This is a genomic window from Dactylosporangium sp. CA-092794 (assembly GCF_050948465.1).
Classification (GTDB): Bacteria; Actinomycetota; Actinomycetes; order Mycobacteriales; family Micromonosporaceae; genus Dactylosporangium.
This window is the reverse complement of sequence record NZ_CP192044.1, coordinates 3,792,392-3,805,753: the sequence shown is the minus strand read 5'-3', so window position 1 is coordinate 3,805,753 and position 13,362 is coordinate 3,792,392. Positions and strand designations below refer to the sequence as shown.

Genomic DNA, 13,362 nt, shown 5'->3' with positions numbered 1-13,362 from the left:
GTCAGCGGCCTCCTTCAAGCGTCACGGGCAGGTCCTCGATGCCGCGCAGCATCGTGCCGGGGGCCCGGTAGCGGGCCGGGCCGGCGGTGCGCAGCCCCGGGAACCGGCGCAGCAGGCGGGGAAAGAGCACCTGGGCGTGCATGCGGGCCAGCGCCGCGCCCGGGCAGTAGTGCCGGCCGGCGCCGAAGCTCAGCGCCGGGCGGGGCGGGCGGCGCAGCACGTCGAAGCGGTCCGGGTCGGGCACGAAGGCCGGGTCGCGGTTGGCCGCGCCGACCAGCCCGAGCACCGCCATGCCGGGCACCACCTCGACGTCGCCGAAGCGGGCCGCGGCCGTGGCGATGCGCACCGCGATCTGCACCGGCGGCTCGACCCGCAGGATCTCCTCGACGGCCCGCTCCGCGGTCGCGTCGTCGCGCACCAGCGCCGCCTGGTCCGGGTGCGCCAGCAGCAGCCGCGCGCCGAGGGTCACCAGGCTCGCCGGCGAGTCGTAGCCGGCGCCGAAGAGCAGGGCCAGGTCGCCCAGGTACTGCTCGCCGGCGTCGGGGCGCAGCTGGCGTACCACGCCGAGGAGACCGGACGGCCGGTCGGCGGCCAGCGCCTCGAGCGCGTCGATGATCTCCTCGCCGGCCCCGGCCATCTCCAGCCGCTGGCGGGGCGTCATGAACGGCTCGAAGGCGGCCGACGCCGCCCGCGCCGCCTCGCCCAGTCGCAGCGCCTCGGCGTCGGGCAGCTCCAGCAGCCGGCCGAGCACCAGCGCGGCGAACGGCACCGCGAGGGCCTCGGCGAGGTTCACGGTGCCCTCGGCGGCCAGCCGGGCGCCGAGGCGGTCCAGGCACTCCTCCGCCGTCGCCGCGGTCTCGTCGCGCAGCTCCTCCGCCCGGCGCGGGACCAGCCTGCGGGCCAGCGCGGTGCGCAGCTCGCTGTGGACGGTGCCCTCGCGCCAGCCGAACGACTGGTACAGGCAGCGGATGAGCCGCACGTCGCGCCAGTTCGGGGTGAGCAGCGCCGGGTTTTCCCCGGGGCTTTGGAAGCTCGGCTCCTGCAGCAGCCGGGCCACGTCGGCGTGCCGGCTCAGCACCACCGCGGCCGCCTTGCCGGGCAGGTCGACGCGCAGCACCGGGGTCCGTTCGCGCAGCGTGCGGTAGGTCTCGTAGGGGTCGGCGAGCGCCCGCGGCCGCACCAGGTCGAGGAAGAGCCGCTCGGCCCGGCGGTGCTCGGCGCCGCGCCAGAAGCGCAGCAGGGCGGCGGCGGTGAGCGCCGGCTGCTCCAGGTTGGGGCTGTGCGAGGCGTCCGGGATGACCTCCAGCCGGGCGCCGAGCCGCTCGGCGTAGTCGGCGAAGTCGCGGGCCGACCACAGCCGCTGGTCGCGGTGGCCGTGCATGAGCAGCACCGGCAGGCGGGTGGCGCGCAGGTCGGCGCCCCGGTCGGGCTCCGCGGTGAGCGAGCGCAGGGCGCCGTGCAGGAAGGCCAGCCGCATCCCGGACAGCCGCCGCCGCCAGAACTCGCGGCGCGCCACGTCCCGCTCCGGCACCAGGCGGCGCACGACCGGCCACATCACCGCGGAGCCTTGCAGGGCGAGGGTGGCGTCGAAGCCGGACAGCAGCTTGCGGTGGCGGGCGCCGTCCATGCCGGGCCCGGCGCCGATCAGCGCGACCGACAGGACGAGCTCGGGGCGGGCCAGGGCGGCGGCGCGGGCGACGAAGCCGCCGTAGGAGTGCCCGACCAGGTGTACCGGCCCGCCTCCGCCGGTGTGCTCCAGCACCGCGGCCAGGTCTGCCGCGTGCCGTTCGATCGTGTGGCGATCGGGTGACTCCCCGTCGAGCTCGCCGTAGTGGCCGCGGTAGTCGTATGCGTACGCTTCGTAGCCGGCTTCGGACAGTGCCGGCAGCAGCGGCAGGAAGTCCTCCTTGGAGCCCACGATCCCGGCGCACAGGACGACGGTGGTGTGCGCTTCCCGGGGCGCCGCGCGGAGCGCCGCTACCGGGCCGGCGGCCGTTTCCAGCACGAGTTCCGCTGCCGCGTCGCTGAGCGTGAGCACGCGGCCAGGTTAGTCCGATTTTTCGGGATTTTTGATGATTTTGTACGGCGTGTCAGGCGCCCATCAGCTTCCAGGCGCGGGATCCGCCCAGCACGCCGGCGGTGTTGGGCACGATCGTGACGTCGGTGCCCAGCCGCTCCAGCGTGGGCGCGTCGATGAGCGCGGAGTTGCCGCCGCCGATGTAGAGCCGGTTCCAGCGGATCACCGGCCGCAGCCCGTCGACCACCCGGCGCACGCGCCGCGACCAGCGGGCATTGCCGACCTCGCGGCGCTGGATCTCGCCGATGTACGTGTCGTAGGTGCGCTTGCGGCGGATGGGCGCGTGGGACAGCTCCAGGTGCGGGGCGAGCACCCCGTCGTCGAAGATCGCGTTGCCCAGGCCGGTGCCCAGCGTGAGCACCACCTCGAGGCCGGTGCCGACGACCAGGCTGGCGCCGTGCACCTCGGCGTCGTTGAGCACGAGCACCGGCCGGCCGAAGGCGAGGTTGAGCGCGGCCCGGGCGTCGTAGCCGGTCCACGCGGCGTAGAGCTTCGGGTCGATCTCGGTGTGCGGGCCGGCCTTGGTGACGTAGTGCGGGGTGGCGACGACCACCCCGTGCCGGATCATGCCGGGCAGGCCGACGGTGGCCCGGTCGGCCTCGGGGAGCTGCGCCGCGATGCGCAGCAGGGAGCGGATGAACCGCTCGGGCGGGAACGGATACGGCGTCGGGATGCGCAGCGGGCCGCCGACCAGCGCGTCGGAGTCGTCGACGACGGCCGCCTTGAGCCCGCCGCCGCCACAGTCGATGGTCAGCGTGTTCACCACCCGCAGGATTGTGCGCCACGCGGCCCGGATCCACCGCACCGACCGGCAAAAACGCCGCGTTGATCACGGCCGTCAGCCGAGCAGCCCCGACAGCAGGCTGCGAACGGTCCGCTCGAACAGGTCCGGCCCGGTCTCGGGCGCGGGCGGTCCGGCGGCCGCGAAGGCGGCGGTCAGGTTGGGGTACCGCGTCATGTCGATGCCGGCGAACGACACGCCTTCCGGCTGGGGCCGCGCGAACAGCGTCACCACGCCGGTGAGCATCGCGATCGCCTCGAACTTGCGCGCGACCGGCCGGTCGAGCGGCTCCAGGACGCCGAGGCAGTGGTCGAAGTAGGCCAGGCTGTTGGGCCCGAGCCCGGAGGTGCGCTGGATCGTCTCCACCAGCCACGGGTGGCGCCGGTAGACGGCGAGCTGGGCCCGGGCGAGGCCGGCCAGCGCGTCGAACGGGTCCGCGGCCTCCGGGAACGGCCGCAGCGCGCCGACCACCGCGTCGGCCATGAGGTCGAGCAGGTCGTCGCGGGAGGAGAGGTAGCGGTACAGCGAACCGGCGGCGGTGCCGAGCCGCCCCGCGACCGCGCGCATCGACACGGCGGCGAGCCCATCGGCGTCGGCGATGGCCACCGCCGCGGCCACGATCTCGTCCCGGCTGTGCGACGGCACGGGCCCCCGGCTCCCCCGCTCCGCCCGCTGGAATATCGACTGGCTGTCGGCCACCCCTATACTGTAAACTGCGAACATCGTTAGCTGTTTTATGGGAGGGGATGGCCATGGCGGCCGAGGATCTGGTGGTGGTGCACGGCGGCGGCGTCACCGCGGACATGTACGAGCGGCTCGTGCGGGCCCTGGCCGGCCGGGTCACGGTGCACCTGTACAACCGCCGCGGCCGGGCCGACGCGGGCCCGAAGGCCCCGGGCTACACGGTCGACGACGAGATCGCCGACCTGGCCGCGGTCCTGGAGCGCACCGGCGCCCGCAACGTCTTCGGCCACAGCTACGGCGGGCTCGTGGTCATGCGCGCCGCGCTGGAGCTCGACCTCGACAGTGTCTCGATGTACGACGGCACCGTGAACGTCGACGGCCTCTTCCCGACCGCCTTCGTGCCCCGCATGCGCGCCGCGATCGAGGCCGGCGACCTCCCCCTGGCCCTGGCGGAGATGAGCCGCGGCAACCAGACCGGCGGCGCCGCGTCCCGCTGGCCGCTGTGGGCGCTGCGGGCGATGGGCAAGGCGTTCCTGGCCACCCCGATCGGCAGGACCATGGGCCCGCTGCTGCCGACCACGATCGTGGAGGTCGAGGAGGTCGGAGCCCACTCGGGCCCCTCGTCGGACTACGCGGGCGTGACGGCCCGGGGCCTGTTCCTCAGCGGCGCGCAGAGCCAGCCGTATTACCGCCCGATGAACGAGGCCCTCGCCGCCGCGATGCCCAACGCCCGCGCCGCGGTGGTGCCGCGCTCGTCGCACAACGCGCCGTGCATCGCCCGTCCCCGCCTGGCCAACCTGCTGGCCGACTTCCTCACCGGCTCCCCCGTGCCGTCCCCGCACTGAACCCCGGGCCGGCCGGGAGTGGAGCGGTGGCGCATTTGGCGCTTTCTCTCCGCGATCATGCCCACGCCCGCTCGACACCATCGCTTTTCCATGATCGAGGAGACATTTGGTACCCATGTGTACATAAAGGTTCCACGATCATGGAAAACGCGGGCGTCACGAGCTCGGAGCTCATGATCACGGAGTGTTTGCGTTGGTGCGGGCCGGCCCGGTCGACGAGTGCTGCCGCGCCGGGGCGCCGGCTCGTGGCAGGGTTGCCGTGGCGCGGCGGGCGGGGGCGGGCTAGAACACCATGCGGAGTTGGACCTGCATCTCGTCGAGTTCCGGGATCGGATTTATACCCTGACGGCGGATATATCCGTTTCACCGGATGCCGCGCGTCGGCGCGGCGGATCTTCGCCGCGACGCACGAGCCCAAGGACAGGGGCCGGCGCATGCCCGGCGCCGGGCGCCGCGGTGTCGCACCCGCTCGCGACCACAACTTTCCGCGATCATGCGGGACTCGTCGCCGTTCGCCGGCTTTTTCGTGATCGCGGAGACCTGATGTACCCGTGGGTACCGTAAGTCTCCACGATCACGAAAAACCGGTGGTGTCGGCGGCGCCCGTCGCATGATCACGGAGACTTAGTGCCTGCCGAACGCCGACTTATACGGATATTCCACCTGTCGGGGTATAAGTCCGAAAAGTCGTGGCACGGAGTGCCCGACTTTTCGTTTCGCTCTTGGCACCGCGACCGGGCAGGCGCCGGGCGGGCGTCCATAGTGGACGGCCGCCCGGCGCGGGCCTGGGTCAGCGGGTCCAGTGCTGGTTGGCGCCGCCGTTGCAGGTCCAGATCTCGACCAGCGTGCCGTTGGCCGTGCCCTGGCCGGTCACGTCCAGGCAGAGGCCGGACTGGACGCCCACGATGGTGCCGTCGGGGTTGACCGTCCACTGCTGGTTCGCGCCGCCGTTGCAGTCCCAGATCGCGACCGCCGAGCCGGGCGACGTGGCGTTGTTGAGCACGTCCAGGCACTTGTTCGTGTACACCCGCAGGGCGCCGCCGGACAGCTGGGTCCACTGCTGGTTGCCGCCGCCGTTGCAGTCCCAGATCTCCACCTGCGTGCCGTTGGTCTGCGACACGTTGGGCACGTCGAGGCAGCGGCCCGACTGGACGCCGACGAGCGGGCCCGAGACCGGCGGGGGCGGGCCGGCGACCGGGGTCACCGACAGGTTGTCGAACTGGGCGGTCTCGCCCTGGGAGGTGCCGATGCCGACCTGCCCGGTGCTCCACACCGTGTCGGTCAGCGTGGCGACCGTGGCGCCGTCGATCTGGGCGGTGAGGTTGCTGCCGGAGAAGGTCAGGGCCAGGTTGTGCCAGGTCCCGGTGCCCGGCGCGGCCACGGTGCCACTGCGCAGTACCGTATTGGCGTTGTTGACGTCGTTGCGCAGCAGCGTCCACGCCCCCGTGTTGGACAGGCGCAGGTAGTAGGCGTTGAGCCCGGCCGGGCCGAAGGCGTGCTGGGTGCCCGCCCGGCCGATCACCTCGGCGTAGCCGGCCTGCTCGAGCAGCACGTCGGTGGCGACCTTGTAGTTGCTCCAGCCGAGGTCGCCGAGCAGGGCGTAGGGGTCGCTGAGATCGTCCCAGGTGATCGGGGCGCGCGGCGACATCTGGCGGACGCATCGCGTGCCGCCGCATTGCGCGATCTCGAAGGCGCCCTGCATGTCCGCGAGGTACTTCGCCTCACGCCCGATCGCGTAGCCGTTGAAGTCGTCGGAGTACGGCAGCGCCAGGCTCCCGGCCGCCGGTGACGTGGCGGTGCCCTTGCCCTGCCCGGTCGTGGTGCTCAGCGTGTAGACGCGGCCGGGCTGCAGGGTGAGCGTGTAGGCACCGCCGGACGGGGTGACGTCGGCGGTGTGCGTGAAGAGGTCGGCGCCGTTGTTCGAGCTCAGCAGCGACGACCAGACGTGCACCGGGCCGGTGGACAGCCCGCCGGTGACGGTCGCGGTGAACGTCTGCGCGGCGGTCGCGTCGAGGGTCTCGACGACGACGCTGTAGTTGCCGCTGCTCGGGTCGCGCAGCGTGACGTAGCTGCCGTTGGCGCGGTTGCCGCCGAGGTAGCCGGAGGCGCCGTCGAGGTACCGCCAGCCGGGCGCGGTGAACTGCGTCGTGTGCGCCATGACCCAGGCGTTCTTGCCGATCGAGTAGCTGCCCGACCACGGCTGCGCGGCGAGCGCGACGCCCATCGTCGGGAACGGGATGTTCGGCGTGATCGCGGCGATGACCGGCCAGTTGATGTACGCGGTCATCTTGCCGTCGAGGTAGCCGCGGTTGATGCCCCGGGCGAGCGCGACGGCGCCGAGGTTGTAGTCGTCCGACCCGTTCTCGCTGGCCCAGACCTTCTTGCCGCTGTTGATGGCGTTGGTACTGCTCGGGCAGTTCGTCTGCGACCCGCGGTACCCGCAGACGTAGTGCGAACCGAGCACGTCCACGGCCGCCGCGAACGCCGGGTCGGACACCACGTCGTTGGCCGGGTCGAAGCTCGTGTCGTCGGCGACCACCTGCACGTTGCCGTAGCCGCGGCTGGTGAGGGTGGACTTCAGCCGCTCGTACCAGCCCTTGTCGTAGCCGCGCTCGTTCCAGCCGCCGATGTAGTCGAACGTGAGCCCGTGGCTGTTCTTCGCGCAGTCCAGGAAGCTGACGTAGTAGTTGACCATGTCGGTCGACCAGAAGTTGCCGTTACCGATCCAGCCGGGCGCGCCCCAGGCCAGCGCGTACAGCTTGAGCTGCGGGTTGCGGGCGCGCGCCTGCTCGGCCAGCCACCACTCGTAGCCGCGGTTGCAGTCGAGGTCGCTCGCGGTGTGCTGGTGGCTGGGCTCGGCGCCGCTGGTCGAGTTGGTGTCGCCGCCGACCTCGACCTTGAGGATCTGCATCGCCGCGCCGTAGCCGGGCTTGAACAGGTAGTCGAGGATCTGGCTGCGCTGCGGCTCGGGGTAGTCGTACAGCAGGCGGCTGTTGCCACCGCCCCCGGAGATGGCCCCGACGCCGTCGAACGTGCGCCCGGCCGAGCTGCCGTTGATCGTGACGGTGGTGGCCGCGGCCGCCGGCCCGGCGGCGACGAGCTGGGCGGCGACCAGACAGAGCGCGGCGAACGCCGCGAGACGAAGTTTCATGTGCGGTCCTCCCTGGCGGTGGTACGAACCACGCCCAGATTCCCACACGCATCGACAGACTTCAACATGTACCCACGCGTTTTGACCCTCCCCCGGCGGGAGACCCCAGCCTCGGATCATGCGCTCCGCCCTCGTCGCCCTGTGCCTGGCGAACTTCATGGCCGCCCTGGACCTCTTCGTGGTCAACGTCGCCCTGCAGGACATCGGCGCCGACCTCGGCGGCTCCCTGACCGGCGTCTCGTGGGTCCTCAACGCCTACGCGATCGTCTTCGGCGCGCTGCTCATCCCGGCCGGCCGGGCCGCCGACCGGTTCGGCCGCAAGCGGCTGTTCCTGCTCGGCGCCGCCCTGTTCACCGCCGCGAGCGTGGCCTGCGCGCTCTGCCCGTCGCTGTGGACCCTCGTGGCCGCCCGCGGCCTTCAGGCCGCCGGCGCCGCGATCCTGGTCCCCGCCAGCCTGAGCCTCGTCCTCACGACCACCGCCCCCGAACGGCGTGCGTCGAGCGTGCGCACCTGGGCGGTCAGCAGCGCCCTGGCCGGCGCGACCGGCCCGGTCGCCGGCGGCCTGCTGACCCAGCTGGACTGGCGCTGGATCTTCCTGATCAACGCCCCGATCGGCATCGCCACCATCGTCGCCGCCGCGAGATGGGTGCCGTCACCCCCGCGCCGCCCCGCCGGCCGCGTGCCGGACCCGGTGGAGGCGGTGCTGCTCATGGGTACCGCCGGGGCCCTGTCCCTCGCGGTCGCCAAGGCCACCGACTGGGGCTGGACCAGCGCCGAGACCCTGAGCACCGGCCTGATCGCCGTGCTCTGCGGCACCGCCTGTGTCGCGGCGAACCGCCGATCGGCCGCCCCGGTGCTCGACCGGACCCTGTTCCGGAGCCGGCCGTTCGCCGCCGCGAACCTGTCGATGCTGCTGGGCGCGGCCGGCCTGGCCATGCAGCTGCTCGGCCTGAGCCTGTTCCTCCAGCGGTCGTGGCAATGGTCGCCGCTCGCCACCGGCGCCGCCCTGGCCCCGGCCCCGCTCGCGACGTTCCTCGCCGCCCGGCTCGCCGCGCGCCTGGCCCCGAAGGTCCGCCCCGCGGCCCTGGCCGCGGTCGGCTTCCTCGGCATCGCCCTGGGCCAGGCGACGATCACCGCGACCCTCGCGGCAGCCGACGGCCACCACTTCGCCTACGCCGTCCTGCCCGGCTGGATCGTCTCCGGCGCGGGCGGAGGCCTGGCCGTGCCGACCCTCACCTGGATCGCCGGCCACGGCCTGCCCCCGGACGCCAGCGCCGGCGGCAGCGCGGTGCTGCAGGTGGCCCGCCAGTTCGGCTCGGCCATCGGCACCGCCGTGCTGGTCGCCACCCTGGCCGCCGGCACCGGCTTCGCGGCGTCGTCCTGGATCTGTGTGGCCTTCTACGTGGCCGCCGCCGGGGCGGTGGCCTGGGCGTGGGTCAGCCGCGCGCCGCGGGAGCGCGCCCGATCGCGGTGAAGAAGGTCAGCGCGGCCAGGAACGGCTCGGCGGAGAGCCGGGCGAGCCAGGCCCGGGTGGCCTGCTCGTCGAGCGCGCCGGCCTCCCAGCCGCGCCGGGCCACGGCCGGCAGCTGCAGGATGGTGTCCGCGGCCGCGTAGTCGCGGAACAGGGCGACCGAGGCGTCGACGGCGTCGACCTCGAACCCGGCGTCGTGCAGCAGCCGCGCGAGCCGCCGTCCGATGCCCGCGTTGCGCACCACGGCGGTCGTGATGAAGCGGGTGTACGCCCGGCTGGTGGCGATGTCGGCGTCGTCGATGACGAGCGTGTCCCAGTCCGGCTCGGCCAGCGCGACCAGGCCACCGGGGCGTACCACCCGGCGTAACTCGGCCACCGCCCGAGCCGGATCGGCCAGATGCTGCAGCACCCGGTCGGTCCGCGCCCGATCGACGCTGCCGTCGCCGAGGGGCAGCGCGTGCGCATCGCCGCCGATGACCGTGACCTGCGCCGTTGCGGTGCTCCGGCGCCGCGCCTGCCCGGCCATGACCGGATCCCGGTCGATCCCGACGACCACCCCCGCGGGCCCGACCGCATTCGCCAGGGCCGCGAGGTCGGTCCCCGGCCCGCAGCCGACGTCGAGCACCGCGTCGCCCGCCCGCAGCCGCAGCCCGGCGAGCAACCGCTCCTTGTAGCGCCGCCCCACGTCGCTGGCCGCGGCCCGATCGAGATAGGCAATGTCCACGGTTTGGTGAAGGTACTACGCTCCCGCAACGTGACGGTCGTGGCGGTGGACATCGGCGGCACGTGGACGCGCGTGGCCGCCGGCGGCGAGCTGCTGGACCGGTTCCCGACCGAGCCGGAGTACGACCGCGAGCTCGCCCGCATCGGCGCGGCGGCGGCCGGCGCATGGGAGGCGGCGGGCGTCTCCTTCGGCGGCCGCGTCACCCCCGCCGGCGCCGTGCGGGTGTGTTTGAACCTGCGCGGCTATGAGGGCCGCGAACTCGCCCGGGACCTGGCCGCCACCCTGGGCTGCCCGGTCCGGGTGGCGCACGACGCCACCTGCGGCCTGCTCGGCGAGATCGCGGCCGGCGCCCTGGCCGGCTACGAGCGCTGCGGCTACCTCACCCTCTCCACCGGCGTCGGCGCCGCCCTGCGCCTGGGCCCGACGACCCTGACCACGGAGGCCGGCCACCAGCTGATCGCCGGCAACCCGCGCCGCTGCGAGTGTGGCCAGACCGGCTGCCTGCAAACCCTGACCGGCGGCGACGCCCTGCGCCGCCACCTGGGCCGCCCGCCGGAGTCCATCCCGGACGGGTCATTCTGGGAGTCGTACGCCGAGAGCCTGGCCCTCGGCCTCGCCAACTTCGCCCTGACGGCGGGCCTGGAGGCGATCGCCCTGGGCGGCGCCATCGCGCTGCGCCAGGAGTCCCTCTGGCCGCCGCTGCGGGCGGCGCTCGCCCGCATCCTGACCTACCAGCCGCTGACGCTGCTCCCCGCCGCCCTCGGCGAGCAAGCCCCACTCACCGGCGCCGCCACCCTGCCGACCCTCCCGCCGGGCGCGGTGCTGCACTGATCCCGGCCCCGCCGGTCCGGGCCGATCAGGCGTCGGCGAGGGCGAAGGAGCCGCGGTCGAGCAGGGCGGCGAACTCGACCGCCGGGACGGGGCGGGAGAAGTGGAAGCCCTGCCCGACCGGGCAGCCCAGCCGGCGCAGCTCGCGGGCCTGGCCGGCGTCCTCGATGCCCTCGGCGACGACCTGCAGGCCCAGGGCGACGGCCAGGTCGAGGATGGCGCGGGCCAGCGCCGAGCGCTCCGGGCCGCGGGCGACGCCGTCGACGAACGGCTTGGGGATCTTCAGGATGTCGATGGGGAAGGCGTGCAGGCGGGAGAGCGACGAGTAGCCGGTGCCGAAGTCGTCGACCGCCAGGCGTACCCCCAGCTGCTTGAGCTCGGCGAGGCGGCTGGCGGCGACGTCGGCGTCCTCGCTGAGCAGCGACTCGGTGATCTCCAGGGTGAGCAGCTGAGGGGCGAGGCCGGTGTGGGCCAGGGTCTGCTGCACGTAGAGGGTTACCGCCGGGTCCTGGACCTGGCGGGGCGAGAGGTTGACGCTGATCCGCAGCGGCCGGTCGCCGCGCTGCCAGCCGGCGGCGGCGCGGCAGGCGGCGCCGAGGACCTCGTAGCCGAGCGGCAGGATGAGGCCGGTCTCCTCGGCCAGGCCGATGAACCGGTCCGGGGGTACCAGGCCCTTGCGCGGGTGCGGCCAGCGGACCAGGGCCTCGGCGCCGGAGATGGAGCCGTCGCGCAGGTCGACGAACGGCTGGTAGTACACCAGCAGCTCGTGCCGCTCGATCGCGCCGCGCAGGTCCTCGGCGAGGTCGAGCTTCTCCACCAGGCCGGCGTGCATGGCCGGGGCGAAGTAGGCGTAGCGGTTGCGGCCCTGCCGCTTGGCCATGTGCATGGCCACGTCGGCGTTGCGCAGCAGCTCGTCGGCGGACGGCGGGCGGTCCGGGTCGGGCAGGGCGATGCCGACGCCGGCCTGGGGCTGGATCTCCCGGCCGCCGACGGACAGCGGGCGGCTGACGGTGGCCAGCACGCGCTCGGCGACGCGGGCCGCCTCGGCGGCGTCGTCGAGGTGCTCGAGCAGCATCGCGAACTCGTCGCCGCCCACGCGCGCGGCGGTGTCGGCCGAGCGCAGGCAGGAGCGCAGCCGGTCGGCGGTGGCGCGCAGCAGCGCGTCGCCGGCGGCCCGGCCGAGCGAGTCGTTGACGGTCTTGAAGTCGTCGAGGTCGACGATCAGCAGGGCGATGTGGCGGTACGGGCTGCCGCGCCGCTCCAGGGCGTGGTGTACCCGGTCGGCGAGTAGGGCCCGGTTGGCCAGGCCGGTGAGCTCGTCGTGGAACGCCCGGTGGGTCAGCTGCTCCTCGAGCGCCTTGCGCTCGGTGATGTCGCGGGTGGTGAGCAGGTAGCCGCTGACGTCGGCGTCGTCGACGACCCGCCCGACGGTCTCGGTGACGACGTAGGCGCCGTCGGCGCGGCGCAGCCGGCACTCGACCGGGCCGAGATGCCCGGCGGCGGCGCCGGTGCCGAGCAGGAGCTCGACCCGGCCGCGGTCGTCGGGGTGTACCAGATCCATGATGTTGACGCCGATGGCCTCGTCCGGCGCCCGGCCCAGCAGCGACTCCACCGACGGCGTCACGTACTGGATGACGCCGTCGCGCCGGCAGATCGACAGCAGGTCGGTGACCTGCTCGGTGAGGCGCGCGAAGCGGTCCTCGGCGCGCTGGCGCTGGACCTCGCGCAGCACGGCGACCACGTCGGCGAGGCGGACGAGCACCAGGACGAACAGCACGCAGGAGGCGGTGAGGAACACCGCGAGCTCGGTGGACTCGGCCGCCTTGACGGTGATGACGAGCGGGATGAGCAGGGCGGCGACGGCCAGCAGCACGGCGACCCGGCCGCTGGACAGCCGCGGCGCGGAGGGCGGGAGGCGCTCGTCGACCCGGCGCATGCCGGGGTGCAGGGCGCTGCCGCCGACGCACAGGTAGAAGCCGATCCAGCCGAGGTCGACCCAGCTGCCGGCGTGGAACTCGCCGCGCAGCGACTGCCAGGTGTAGACGGCGTCGGCGGCGAGCAGGCAGGCCAGGCCGGCGAAGAGCAGCCGCAGCGGGGCGCCGCGGGCGGTGCGGCCGCCGCCGAGGCGGGCCAGCACGGCGAGGACCAGCACGTCGCCGAACGGGTAGGCGATCGACACCAGCCGCTCGCCGGCGGAGATGGTGGGCGCGGTCAGATACGGCTCGATGAGGAAGACCCAGGTCAGCAACGCGACGCCGACGGTGACGATGGTGCCGTCGAGCAACGCGGCCCGGTCGCCGCCCGGGTTCTGCCGGCGGACCAGGATCGCCAGGGCGCCGGCCAGGCACGGGTACAGGGCGAGGTAGCACACGTCGGCGAAGGACGGGCCGCCGGCGGCCTGGCCGTCGACGAGCTGCGGCCAGTAGAACAGCCACTCGCCGACGGTGTACGAGGCCAGCCCGGCCGCGGCGAGCAGCCACGGCAGCGGCCGGGCCGGTCGGTGCACGGCCACGCCGGTGAGGATCGCGGCGACCGAGGAACCGGCGATGAGCGTCCACAGCAGGGTACGCAGGGGCGAATCGGGCGTCGCGTAGTAGACGACGCTCAGTGCCACCCCCACCGCGATATACCCCCGCAGCAGCACAAAGCTCCAATCGGCCGCCAACCGAGCGGGTTTACCGTTTATTCGCGTATGGCGGCGATCAGCGCCGCGGGTGTGCGCAGCGCCAGCGCGGCCGGGATCAGCGCCGCGGCGCCCCCGATGCTCAGATCCGGGGCGACCCCGAACAGCATCCCGCGCG

The 13,362-nt window shown here is 73.7% G+C and carries 9 protein-coding genes; 3 read left to right on the top strand and 6 right to left on the bottom strand.

Annotated features, from left to right (window positions below):
• Position 1: 1 nt before the first annotated feature.
• The 3 genes from ACQPXD_RS16355 to ACQPXD_RS16345 form a co-directional block, all read right to left on the bottom strand.
• Positions 2 to 2,038 (bottom strand): alpha/beta fold hydrolase, encoded by a 2,037-nt coding sequence (locus ACQPXD_RS16355; RefSeq protein ID WP_432839238.1) that lies wholly within the window; start codon positions 2,036 to 2,038, stop codon positions 2 to 4.
• Between the two features lie 52 nt (positions 2,039 to 2,090).
• On the bottom strand, positions 2,091 to 2,843 hold the full coding sequence (locus ACQPXD_RS16350) for an ROK family protein (RefSeq protein ID WP_432839236.1): 753 nt from the start codon (positions 2,841 to 2,843) through the stop codon (positions 2,091 to 2,093).
• 72 nt (positions 2,844 to 2,915) lie between these two features.
• On the bottom strand, positions 2,916 to 3,557 hold the full coding sequence (locus ACQPXD_RS16345) for a TetR/AcrR family transcriptional regulator (RefSeq protein WP_432839234.1): 642 nt from the start codon (positions 3,555 to 3,557) through the stop codon (positions 2,916 to 2,918).
• Positions 3,558 to 3,610: 53 nt separating this feature from the next.
• Between ACQPXD_RS16345 and ACQPXD_RS16340 the strand changes: the two genes are divergently transcribed.
• Positions 3,611 to 4,387, top strand: a complete 777-nt coding sequence (locus ACQPXD_RS16340; protein ID WP_432839232.1) for an alpha/beta fold hydrolase — start codon at positions 3,611 to 3,613, stop codon at positions 4,385 to 4,387.
• A 790-nt stretch (positions 4,388 to 5,177) separates the two neighbouring features.
• Here the strand turns inward: ACQPXD_RS16340 and ACQPXD_RS16335 are convergent.
• Complete coding sequence (locus ACQPXD_RS16335) at positions 5,178 to 7,538, bottom strand: ricin-type beta-trefoil lectin domain protein (RefSeq protein WP_432839230.1); 2,361 nt, start codon at positions 7,536 to 7,538, stop codon at positions 5,178 to 5,180.
• Positions 7,539 to 7,656: 118 nt separating this feature from the next.
• Here ACQPXD_RS16335 and ACQPXD_RS16330 point away from each other — a divergent pair, with 118 nt between their 5' ends.
• Positions 7,657 to 9,012 (top strand): DHA2 family efflux MFS transporter permease subunit, encoded by a 1,356-nt coding sequence (locus tag ACQPXD_RS16330; RefSeq protein WP_432839228.1) that lies wholly within the window; start codon positions 7,657 to 7,659, stop codon positions 9,010 to 9,012.
• On the opposite strand, the gene ACQPXD_RS16325 is transcribed toward ACQPXD_RS16330, so the two are convergent.
• Positions 8,975 to 9,733: a methyltransferase domain-containing protein gene (locus ACQPXD_RS16325; RefSeq protein WP_432839226.1), complete on the bottom strand. Its 759-nt coding sequence runs from the start codon at positions 9,731 to 9,733 to the stop codon at positions 8,975 to 8,977. The genes ACQPXD_RS16330 and ACQPXD_RS16325 overlap by 38 nt on opposite strands.
• Before the next feature lie 30 nt (positions 9,734 to 9,763).
• On the opposite strand from ACQPXD_RS16325, the gene ACQPXD_RS16320 reads away from it, so the two are divergent.
• Positions 9,764 to 10,564 carry an ROK family protein gene (locus ACQPXD_RS16320; protein WP_432839224.1) on the top strand — a complete coding sequence of 267 codons (801 nt, stop codon included), beginning with the start codon at positions 9,764 to 9,766 and terminating at the stop codon, positions 10,562 to 10,564.
• Between the two features lie 25 nt (positions 10,565 to 10,589).
• Here the strand turns inward: ACQPXD_RS16320 and ACQPXD_RS16315 are convergent, their stop codons facing one another.
• Positions 10,590 to 13,226 (bottom strand): putative bifunctional diguanylate cyclase/phosphodiesterase, encoded by a 2,637-nt coding sequence (locus ACQPXD_RS16315; protein ID WP_432839222.1) that lies wholly within the window; start codon positions 13,224 to 13,226, stop codon positions 10,590 to 10,592.
• Between the last annotated feature and the right edge of the window lie 136 nt (positions 13,227 to 13,362).